Origin of the sequence: Catellatospora bangladeshensis (assembly GCF_016862575.1) — a bacterium.
Taxonomy (GTDB): domain Bacteria; phylum Actinomycetota; class Actinomycetes; order Mycobacteriales; family Micromonosporaceae; genus Catellatospora; species Catellatospora bangladeshensis.
This window is the reverse complement of sequence record NZ_BONF01000077.1, coordinates 1-9461: the sequence shown is the minus strand read 5'-3', so window position 1 is coordinate 9461 and position 9461 is coordinate 1. Positions and strand designations below refer to the sequence as shown.

Genomic DNA, 9461 nt, shown 5'->3' with positions numbered 1-9461 from the left:
CGGCGTTGGTTCTGACACGAGATCGCGATCAACGCCCGCGAGCCGAGCGCCCCGGTCCGGCCAGGGGTTAAGAAGGTGCCCTTCCTCTACGGAAAGCGTTAAGAAGGTGCCCTTCCTTCCTCGCGGGGTGCCACACCAGCCGGCCGCGTGCGCCGTGGTCGGCGATCAACACCCGCGCGGCGGCCCGTCAAGGGGTGGGATGGCGAAAGGCCCAGGTCGCTGACCTGGGCCTTTCCGTTGGAGCGGGCGACGAGAATCGAACTCGCGTAGTCAGTTTGGAAGACTGAAGCTCTACCATTGAGCTACGCCCGCGTGGCCCTGAGTCTAGCGGCCGGGTCAGCGCGGCGGCCACCGAGGTCGTGTGTGCCGTGCCACGGCTGGTCGGGGTGGCCGGATTCGAACCGACGGCCCCTCGCTCCCAAAGCGAGTGCGCTACCAAGCTGCGCTACACCCCGTTGCGCCGATGGTGGCGGCGCCCCCGGAAGTGTATGCGGTCTGCGCACCTGGCCGCACACCCATATAGCCGTGTCCCATTCCGAAGGTTTTTCGGCATTTAGCACATACCTACCTCTCTGGGGGCCTACGGTGTACGCAGGGACGGGGAGACGATTCGCCCCTCGTCCTCTGGTCCAGGCGGCCCGCCGGGGTTCGTTCGTCCGAGCCGGTGGGCGGCCTGGGCCGGGACGGGGCGGGGCAGCGCGGCGATGGGCCCGGGAACCCCCGGTGGGGCTTTGTTCGATCAGGCGGATGGGGTCCCACCGGGCTGCGTGGGCTCGTCGGTGTACGCGAGGTGCGCGTTGGCCGGGGTGAGCAGCTCCGGCTTGATCTTTCGGTGCAGCCAGACCGTGAGCGCGAGCGTGAGCAGCGCGAAGAACACGGCCGCCGCCCAGGCCGGGCCGCGCTCGCCGGCGGGTGCCGCGAGCGGGACGAGATCGTTGAGCAGGGTGCCGGGCACGGCTGCCTCCGGGTCGGGCGCCGCGACGGCGCGTACGGGCAGGCCCATCAGCGGGCCACCGAGGTCGGTGAGCACGGTGAGCAGGGATGCGATATCGATCGGTGGCACGGTGGTCTCCTCCCGGACAACCTGCCCAGTTTGTCGGCTTTGCTGGATATTATGGGTTTGCCGCGCCTGCGATGTGTGACATCTGCCGATAACCGCCGCCCGATGCGGGAGGGCAACCAGGTATTCGCCTACACTCGACCGGGCTTCGTGTCCGCGTGTCGGACCGGCCTCATGACGCGGCGCGGCCCCGCAGTACAGTGCGTAGGCCCCGTCAAAACGACCGAAAGATCCCAAGGAGTACGCCAGTGAAGAGCACCGTCGAGACTCTGAGCCCGACTCGAGTGCGGCTCGCCATCGAGGTGCCGTTCGCCGAGCTCGAGCCGAGCCTGAAGAAGGCGTACCGGGAGATCGCGGCGCAGGTGAACATCCCCGGCTTCCGCAAGGGCAAGATCCCGGCCCAGGTCATCGACCAGCGCGTCGGCCGTGGCGCCGTGCTGCAGGAGGCGATCGAGGAGGCCATCCCGCAGCAGATCTTCGCCGCGGTGCGCGAGCACGAGGTCAAGCTGCTGGGCCGCCCGGCCGTCGACAACCTCGAGTTCGAGGACGGCAAGCCGCTGAAGTTCACCGCCGACGTGGACGTGCGCCCGGAGATCACCCTGCCCGAGCTGAGCGCGATCAAGGTCGAGGTCGACCCGCTGGCGATCTCGGACACCGAGATCGACGAGCAGGTGGACGGGCTGCGCCAGCGTTTCGCCACCCTGAAGACCGTCGAGCGCGCCGCCGCCACCGGTGACTACGTGCAGCTGGACCTGGTCGCGACCGTCGACGGCGTCGAGGTCGAGGGCGGCACCGCCAACAACATCTCGCACGAGGTCGGCTCCGGCCAGCTGCTCAAGGGCCTGGACGAGGCCGTCGTCGGCCTGGCCGCCGGCGAGGAGGCGACCTTCACCAGCCAGCTCGTGGGCGGCGAGTTCGCCGGCCGCGACGCCGAGGTGAAGGTGACCGTGCGCACGGTCAAGGAGAAGGAGCTCCCCGAGCTCGACGACGAGTTCGCCGGCCTGGCCAGCGAGTTCGACACCCTGGAGGAGCTGCGGGGTGACCTGAAGGAGCGGATCACCCGCGTCAAGAAGGTCGAGCAGCTGTACGCGGCCCGCGACAAGGCCCTCGCCGAGCTGGTGAAGCAGGCCAACGTGCCGGCGCCGGAGGGTGTCGTCGCCGACGAGGTCGAGCAGCGCAAGGCCGCCATGGTTGAGCAGCTCGACCGCATGGGCGCCTCCCTGGAGGAGTACCTCGCGGCCGAGGAGAAGACCGACGAGCAGATCACCGCGGAGCTGGCCGACGCCGCCGCCGAGGGTGTCAAGATCCAGCTCGTGCTGGACACCATCGCCGAGGCGGAGGACGTCCAGGTCACCGACGACGAGTACGGTCACGAGATCGTGCACCGCGCCCAGCGGGCCGGCGTCGCGCCGCAGGTGTACTACGACCGCCTGGTCCAGAACGGCGCCGCCGCGGCCGTCTACGGCGACGTGCGCCGGGGCAAGGCGCTGGCGCTGGTCATGGAGCGGGTCGTGATGACCGACACCGACGGCGAGGTGCTGACCCTGGACTCGCTGCGCGAGGGCAACGGCCACGAGGGCCACGACCACGGTGACCACGAGGGTCACGACCACTGACGATGAGCATCGCGAAGGACCCGTTCACCACCGTGGGCGGGTCCTTCGCCGTTCGTGCTCCGGGCGCCGTGCGCTGACAGCGAACACGCGGATCTCGGGGAAGCTGCTGTCACTGGCAGCGGTTAGGGTCGCTGTAGGACAACGAGAAAGGCTGCCGATATGAGCGAGCTGCACGTTCCAACTGCGCGGGGTTCCGATCCGATCGCCGGCGGCCTCGACGACTCTGTTTACAACCGCCTGCTCAAGGAGCGCATCGTCTTCCTGGGCAGTGACGTGAACACCCAGGTCGCCAACCGGATCTGCGCGCAGCTGCTGCTGCTGTCCGCCGAGGACCCGGACCGCGACATCTACCTCTACATCAACTCGCCCGGCGGCTCGGTGTACGACGGCATGGCGATCTACGACACCATGCAGTTCATCCAGAACGACGTGGCGACGATCGCGCTGGGCATGGCGGCCTCGATGGGGCAGATGCTGCTGTGCGCGGGCGCCAAGGGCAAGCGGTCGGCGCTGCCGCACGCGCGGATCATGATGCACCAGGCCTCCGGCGGCATCGGCGGCACCGCGGCCGACATCGCCATCCAGGCCGAGCAGATGATCTACACGAAGAAGCTCATGATCGATCTGATCGCCAAGCACACCGGTCAGCCGGTGGAGCAGATCGAGGCCGACAGCGACCGCGACCGCTGGTTCACCGCGCAGCAGGCCAAGGAGTACGGCTTCATCGACAACGTGATCACCGCGTCGGCAGCCGTGCCGGTCGGGAACTGAAGGAGCGCAACGATGTTTCCACGCATGACGCCGAGCTTCGCCGAGGTCAGCAACCGTTACATCATCCCGTCGTTCATCGAGCGCACGTCGTACGGGACGAAGGAGACCAACCCGTACAACAAGATGTTCGAGGACCGCATCATCTTCCTGGGGGTCCAGGTCGACGACGCGTCCGCCAACGACGTGATGGCGCAGCTGCTGGTGCTGGAGGCGGCCGACCCGGACCGTGACATCACGATGTACATCAACTCGCCGGGCGGCTCGTTCACCGCGATGACCGCGATCTACGACACGATGCAGTTCGTGCGCCCGGACATCCAGACGGTGTGCCTGGGCCAGGCGGCGAGCGCGGCGGCGGTGCTGCTGGCGGCGGGCACCCCGGGCAAGCGCCTGGCGCTGCCCAACTCGCGCATCATCATCCACCAGCCGGCCACCGAGGGCGGCTACGGTCAGGGTTCCGACATCGAGATCCAGGCCAGGGAGATCATGCGGATGCGCAACCAGCTCGAGGAGATGCTGGCGCGCCACTCGGGCAAGGACTCCGCGCAGGTCAAGAAGGACATCGACCGCGACAAGATCCTGACCGCCGCCGAGGCGCTGGATTACGGCCTGGTCGACTCCGTCATGACCAGCCGCAAGAAGAGCCTGCTGGCCGGCGCGCGCTGAGCGGAGGCGGTGCCGTTCACCCCAACAGGTGGACGGCACCGCCGCGCTGTCACAGCCACGTGTCAGAATCAGCGGTGTGGTCGGCGGGGTGGGGCCGTCGCAAACCGGCTCACAACAGGTAACGTCAAAGCAGTACCGATGTCCACGCCCCCGGGTGGGACACGGCGTTCGTCCGCTTCAGGGGCAGGGGGAGTCGTAGGTGGCACGGATCGACGGCGGCGACCTGCTGAAATGCTCTTTCTGCGGCAAGTCGCAGCGCCAGGTGAAGAAGCTCATCGCCGGGCCGGGCGTCTACATCTGCGATGAGTGCATCGACCTGTGCAACGAGATCATCGAAGAGGAGCTCGCCGGCGAGGAGCAGGTCCGCTGGGAAGAGCTGCCCAAGCCGATGGAGATCTGCCAGTTCCTCGACTCGTACGTGGTGGGCCAGGACGGCGCCAAGAAGGCGCTGGCGGTGGCGGTCTACAACCACTACAAGCGGCTGCAGGCCGACGCGGCGCACAGCCGCGGCGGCGAGTCGGTCGAGGTCGCGAAGAGCAACATCCTGCTGATCGGCCCGACGGGCACCGGCAAGACGCACCTCGCGCAGACCCTGGCCCGCATGCTGAACGTCCCGTTCGCCATCGCCGACGCGACCGCGCTGACCGAGGCCGGCTACGTGGGTGAGGATGTGGAGAACATCCTCCTCAAGCTCATTCAGGCCGCCGACTGGGACATCAAGCGCGCCGAGACCGGCATCGTCTATATCGACGAGATCGACAAGATCGCCCGCAAGTCCGACAGCCCGTCCATCACCCGTGACGTCTCCGGTGAGGGCGTGCAGCAGGCGCTGCTGAAGATCCTGGAGGGCACCCGGGCCAACGTCCCGCCCCAGGGCGGACGCAAGCACCCGCACCAGGACTTCGTCGAGATCGACACCACGAACATCCTGTTCATCTGCGGCGGCGCCTTCGCCGGGCTGGAGCAGATCATCGAGCAGCGCACCGCGCGCTCGGGCCTGGGCTTCGGCGCGCACCTGCGCGCGGTCACCGACCGGGTCAGCGACGAGACGCTGGCCAAGGTGATGCCGGAGGACATGCTCAAGTTCGGCATCATCCCCGAGTTCATCGGCCGCCTGCCGGTCATCACGACCGTGCGGAGCCTGGACCGCGAGGCGCTCGTCAAGATCCTGACCGAGCCGCGCAACGCCCTCGTGAAGCAGTATCAGCGCCTGTTCGAGCTGGACAACGTGGTGCTGGAGTTCGAGGAGGAGGCCCTGGAGGCCATCGCCGACCAGGCCATGCTGCGCAACACCGGCGCCCGCGGCCTGCGGGCGATCATGGAAGAGGTCCTGCTCTCCGTGATGTACGAGGTGCCCAGCGACCCCAACGCCGAGCGGGTGCTGATTACGCGGGACACCGTGCTGGAGAAGGTCTACCCGACCATCGTCCCGCGCCGCGACCTCAGCACGGGCCGCCGGGCGCGGCACCACCGCGAAGAGAAGACCGCCTAGTCACACCCGAAGCGCCGTCCCGTCCGGGGCGGCGCTTCTGCCTGGGTACGCCCTAACGCCGGGCGATCGCCGAACCGCGCCGCCGGTCGAGCTCACCCGGCGGCATCGTCACCACCATGACCAGCCGGGCCGGGGAGTCCAGATCGTTGCGGCACGCGTGCGCCCGGTCGGACCGGAAGTCCAGCGTCTGCCCGGCCTGCACCTGGTGGTCGGCGCCGTCGACGGTCACCACGACCTGCCCCACCAGCACGTGCACCATGGTGCGGGTGCCGGGCAGCAGCTCCTCGGCCTCGTAACGCTCCTGCGGGGCGAACCGCCAGTCCCACAGCTCGACGAAGCCGGGATCGCTGAGCCCGCGCAGCATGCGGCCGGTGCCGCCCCGGCCGCCCCGCCACAGCACCGGCGCGTCGTCGATCTCGCTCAGGTGCACGCTGCGGTCGGCGGCGGGCTGCAGCAGCCGCGCCACGGTCACCCCGAACGCGTCCGCGATCCGGGCGAGCGTGCCGACGCTGGGATTGGTGCGGCAGCCCTCGATCTGCACGAGCATGCCCTTGCTGACCCCGGACCTGCCGGACAGCTCGTCCAGCGACCAGCCGCGACCGGCCCGCAGGGCGCGTACGTGCAGCGCGACCGCTGCGTTGATCTCGTCGAGGGGCAGGTGGCGGGGCCGGGGCGCGTGCGGGCCGGCGTCGGCGTGCTCCGCCGTTCGGGCCCGTTCGATCGTCGTATCGGTCAACAGACTGTCCTTTGCGGTCAATGCCGTGATACGAACACGTCGTGATCTCTGTTCTGCTCGCCGGCACGTCTGCCCTGGTCTGGGGCACCGCCGACTTCTGCGGCGGTAAGGCCGTGCAGGGTGCCGCGAGCGTGCGAGGCCATTCCTACTCGGTGACCGTGGTGTCGCAGCTGTGCGCGATACCGATGATCGCAGCTTTTCTGCTGCTGATCCCGGGTCGCTTCGGCGTGTCGGCGCTGGGCTGGGGAGCGGCCGCAGGGATTGCCGGACTTTTCGGGATTGTCCTCCTATACCAGGGGCTGGCCAGCGGCGCGATGGCCGTCGTGGCACCGGTCGCCGCCGTCACCTCCGCCCTCGTGCCGCTCACCGGCGGCCTGCTGCTCGGCGAACGGCCGGGCCCGGCGCCACTCGTCGGCGCGGCCTGCGCGGTGATCGCGATCGCGCTGGTCAGCCTGAGCCCCGCCGAGGGCACCGGCGCCACCGGGCCGCGGGTGATCGGGCTCGCGCTGGCCGCGGGCGCCATGTTCGGCGTGTTCTTCCTGCTGCTCGCCCAGGCAGGGGAGGGCGCGGGCATGTGGCCGCTGGCCTGTGCGCGCCTCGCCTCGGTCCCGGTCGGGCTGTTGCTGCTCCGGCCCATGGGCGGCACCCTGCGCCTGCGCGGCAATGTGCTCGCGCTGACCGTCGTCGCGGGCTGCCTGGACATCGCCGCCAACGGCCTCTACCTGCTCGCCGCACACCAGGGCGAGCTGAGCATCGTCGCGCCGATCGCCTCGCTGTACCCGGCCAGCACGGTGCTGCTCGCGCTCGCCGTCAACAAGGAGCGGTTGCGGCCCGTACAGTTCGCCGGTCTGGGCCTCGCCGCGACGGCACTGATCCTCGCCGCCACCTGAACCCAGGATCCGTGAAATGTGTGGTGGCCGGGCGAGGGACCGCCACGTAAGGTCCAACCCATGGCTTCGCAGGTGACACGGGCCCGCTGGGCGGTGGCGACGGTATTCGCGGTGCACGGCGCGGCGAGCGGCAGCTTCGCCTCCCGCATCCCGTGGATCGCCGAACACCTGCACCTCAGCGAGGGCGCGCTCGGGCTCGCGCTGATCATGCCCGCGGTCGGCTCGCTCAGCTCGATGCCGTTCACCGGCCGCCTGGTCGAGCGCATCGGCGGCCGCCCGGCCACCCGGATCCTCATCGCCGCCTGGGCGCTCGCCGTGGGCGTGCTCGCCCTCGCGCCCAACCAGTGGGCCCTGATGGGCATGCTGCTGCTCGCCGGTGTCGCGGCGGGCACCTCCGACATCGCCATGAACGCCGAGGGCGTCGAGGTCGAGCAGCGGCTCGGGCGCTCGATCATGTCGAGCCTGCACGGCATGTGGTCGGTGGGTGGGCTGATCGGTTCCGGCATCGGCGCGGCCGCGGCATACCTCGGCGTCAGCGCCCCGGTGAACCTCGCCGTGATGGGCGTGCTGCTCGCCGTGATCGGTGTCACCGCGGGCCACTGGCTGCTGCCGACCGTGCCCGCGGCGGCGGCCGAGGACGGGCCGCGCTTCTCGCTGCCCCGCGGGCCGGTGCTGATCATCGGCTTGATCGGCTTCGCCGCCGTCTTCGCCGAGGGCGCCACGGCCGACTGGTGCGCCGTCTACCTTCGCCAGATCCTGGACGCCAGCGAGGGGCAGGCGGCCATCGCGTACAGCATGTTCGCCCTGGCCATGGCGGGAGGACGGCTGATCGGCGACGCGGTGGTGCGCCGCTTCGGGGCGGTCGGCACGGTCCGTGCGGGCGGGGCGCTCGGGGTCCTCGGGGGCATGCTCGTGGTCACCGCCTGGACGCCGCCGGTGGGCGTGGCCGGGTTCGGCCTGATCGGCCTCGGCGTCGCCGTGGTGGTGCCGCTCGCCTTCAGCGCGGCCGGGCACACCGGCGACCACCCCGCCCACGCGATCGCCGGGGTCGCCACGGTGTCGTACGGCGCCGGGCTCGCTGCGCCCGGCCTGATGGGCGGCATCGCCCACGCCACCTCGCTGCCGTTCTCGTTCGCCATGGTCACCGGGCTGGTCCTGATCGTCGCGCTGAGCGCGGGACGTCTGCGCGCCGCCGAGATCGCCCACGGGCAGCCGCTGCCCGAGCCCGCGTCCGCCTAGCCGACCTCCCACAGGCTGGTGTCCTGCAGCGGCCGGTAGCCGATCGCCCGGTAGATCTTGTTGCTGGTCGGGTTGGCCAGGTCGGTGAAGAGGACCGGCCGCAGTCGCGCCGCCAGCGCGGCCCGGCTCACCGCCGCGACCAGCGCCGACGCGTAGCCGTTCCCGCGTTGCGGAGGTGGGGTGTAGACGAGGTTGATGCGGACCACTCCCGCCGCGGGCGCGGTCATCGCGGTCATCGCGACCGGCTCGCCGCCGGACTCCCATACCCAGAGCAGGCTGCCCAGGGCCAGCCGCCCGTCGATCGGCGCGGCCGGGTCGGACGGCGGGTGCTCGGCCAGCGCCTCCCGCTGGAACGCCGCCGACCACTCGACCAGCCGATCCCGATCGGGCAGGGCCGCCTCCCGCGGGTGCCCCGCGACTCCGGCCGGCGGCCTGACCACCGAGATCTGAAACATGCGGTACGACGCCAGCAGGCTCGCCGGGGCGCCGGACCGCTCGGCCACCCTCGCCACGAGCAGCTCCGTCGAGGCGGCCGGGCCGGTGAACCGCCGGACCTCCGGACGGTGCCGGGCCAGATGCGGACCCAGACGGATGACAGCTCCCGCCGAGACATCGCTGAGCAGCATGGGGAACGGCGGGGGCCGGACCGCCACCGCGCGCAACGCGCCGAGGGAGTCGTCGACCCGGAGCATGAGCAGGTCGGGCTCGGTCGGCACGACGCCGTCCAACCGGGACTGCAGCATGGTGAGCAGCTGGTTGTTGCGTACGGGATCGCGCAGGAGCCACGGCATCACCGCGGCGGCGAAGTCGGGCAGCGATGTGTCGGCGGTCACCTTCACCCGTCAGATTCTGCCTCCACGGTGCTCGCCGGCCGCTTCCTTTCCCGACATCCGGCCGGGACGAGCTGCTAAGATAGGCCGGCGGTGATGATGTGACCGGCGACAACCGACCCCGATTTGCGTCGTGGTTCGGGGGTCGCGTAATGTTCTCT

9 protein-coding genes and 2 tRNA genes are annotated in these 9461 nt (G+C 70.2%); 6 read left to right on the top strand and 5 right to left on the bottom strand.

The window, feature by feature from the left end:
• Positions 1 to 238 precede the first annotated feature (238 nt).
• The 3 genes from Cba03nite_RS39160 to Cba03nite_RS39150 all read right to left on the bottom strand — a co-directional run bounded on the left by Cba03nite_RS39160 (position 239) and on the right by Cba03nite_RS39150 (position 1063).
• Positions 239 to 312, bottom strand: a tRNA-Gly gene (locus Cba03nite_RS39160).
• A 66-nt stretch (positions 313 to 378) separates the two neighbouring features.
• Positions 379 to 455: transfer RNA gene (locus tag Cba03nite_RS39155), tRNA-Pro, on the bottom strand.
• A 284-nt stretch (positions 456 to 739) separates the two neighbouring features.
• Positions 740 to 1063, bottom strand: coding sequence for a hypothetical protein (locus Cba03nite_RS39150; protein WP_203757596.1), 324 nt, complete (start codon positions 1061 to 1063; stop codon positions 740 to 742).
• A gap of 245 nt (positions 1064 to 1308) precedes the next feature.
• Between Cba03nite_RS39150 and tig the strand changes: the two genes are divergently transcribed.
• The 4 genes from tig (at position 1309) to clpX (ending at position 5605) form a co-directional block, all read left to right on the top strand.
• Positions 1309 to 2676, top strand: coding sequence for a trigger factor (gene tig / locus Cba03nite_RS39145; protein WP_203757594.1), 1368 nt, complete (start codon positions 1309 to 1311; stop codon positions 2674 to 2676).
• Positions 2677 to 2835: 159 nt separating this feature from the next.
• Positions 2836 to 3447 (top strand): ATP-dependent Clp protease proteolytic subunit, encoded by a 612-nt coding sequence (locus tag Cba03nite_RS39140; RefSeq protein ID WP_203757592.1) that lies wholly within the window; start codon positions 2836 to 2838, stop codon positions 3445 to 3447.
• A 12-nt stretch (positions 3448 to 3459) separates the two neighbouring features.
• Positions 3460 to 4113, top strand: coding sequence for an ATP-dependent Clp protease proteolytic subunit (locus Cba03nite_RS39135; protein ID WP_275411648.1), 654 nt, complete (start codon positions 3460 to 3462; stop codon positions 4111 to 4113).
• Between the two features lie 199 nt (positions 4114 to 4312).
• Positions 4313 to 5605: an ATP-dependent Clp protease ATP-binding subunit ClpX gene (gene clpX / locus Cba03nite_RS39130; RefSeq protein WP_203757590.1), complete on the top strand. Its 1293-nt coding sequence runs from the start codon at positions 4313 to 4315 to the stop codon at positions 5603 to 5605.
• Between the two features lie 52 nt (positions 5606 to 5657).
• Here clpX and Cba03nite_RS39125 read toward each other — a convergent pair whose 3' ends face one another.
• Positions 5658 to 6341, bottom strand: coding sequence for a helix-turn-helix domain-containing protein (locus Cba03nite_RS39125; protein ID WP_239126351.1), 684 nt, complete (start codon positions 6339 to 6341; stop codon positions 5658 to 5660).
• Positions 6342 to 6382: 41 nt separating this feature from the next.
• Between Cba03nite_RS39125 and Cba03nite_RS39120 the strand changes: the two genes are divergently transcribed.
• Together Cba03nite_RS39120 and Cba03nite_RS39115 are read left to right on the top strand one after the other, a co-directional pair.
• Entirely contained in the window at positions 6383 to 7231 is an 849-nt protein-coding gene (locus tag Cba03nite_RS39120) for an EamA family transporter (RefSeq protein ID WP_203757587.1), read from the top strand.
• Between the two features lie 60 nt (positions 7232 to 7291).
• A complete protein-coding gene (locus Cba03nite_RS39115; RefSeq protein ID WP_203757585.1) occupies positions 7292 to 8470 on the top strand; it encodes an MFS transporter in 1179 nt (392 codons plus the stop codon).
• On the opposite strand, the gene Cba03nite_RS39110 is transcribed toward Cba03nite_RS39115, so the two are convergent.
• Positions 8467 to 9309: a GNAT family N-acetyltransferase gene (locus Cba03nite_RS39110; RefSeq protein WP_203757583.1), complete on the bottom strand. Its 843-nt coding sequence runs from the start codon at positions 9307 to 9309 to the stop codon at positions 8467 to 8469. The two genes, Cba03nite_RS39115 and Cba03nite_RS39110, sit on opposite strands and share 4 nt — an antisense overlap.
• Between the last annotated feature and the right edge of the window lie 152 nt (positions 9310 to 9461).

What these genes read in the sequence shown, in the direction of transcription:
- Cba03nite_RS39140 (WP_203757592.1), top strand. Translation starts at nt 2,836, where the DNA reads ATGAGCGAGCTGCACGTTCCAACTGCGCGGGGTTCCGATCCGATCGCC.
- Cba03nite_RS39135 (WP_275411648.1), top strand. Translation starts at nt 3,460, where the DNA reads ATGTTTCCACGCATGACGCCGAGCTTCGCCGAGGTCAGCAACCGTTAC.
- Cba03nite_RS39115 (WP_203757585.1), top strand. Translation starts at nt 7,292, where the DNA reads ATGGCTTCGCAGGTGACACGGGCCCGCTGGGCGGTGGCGACGGTATTC.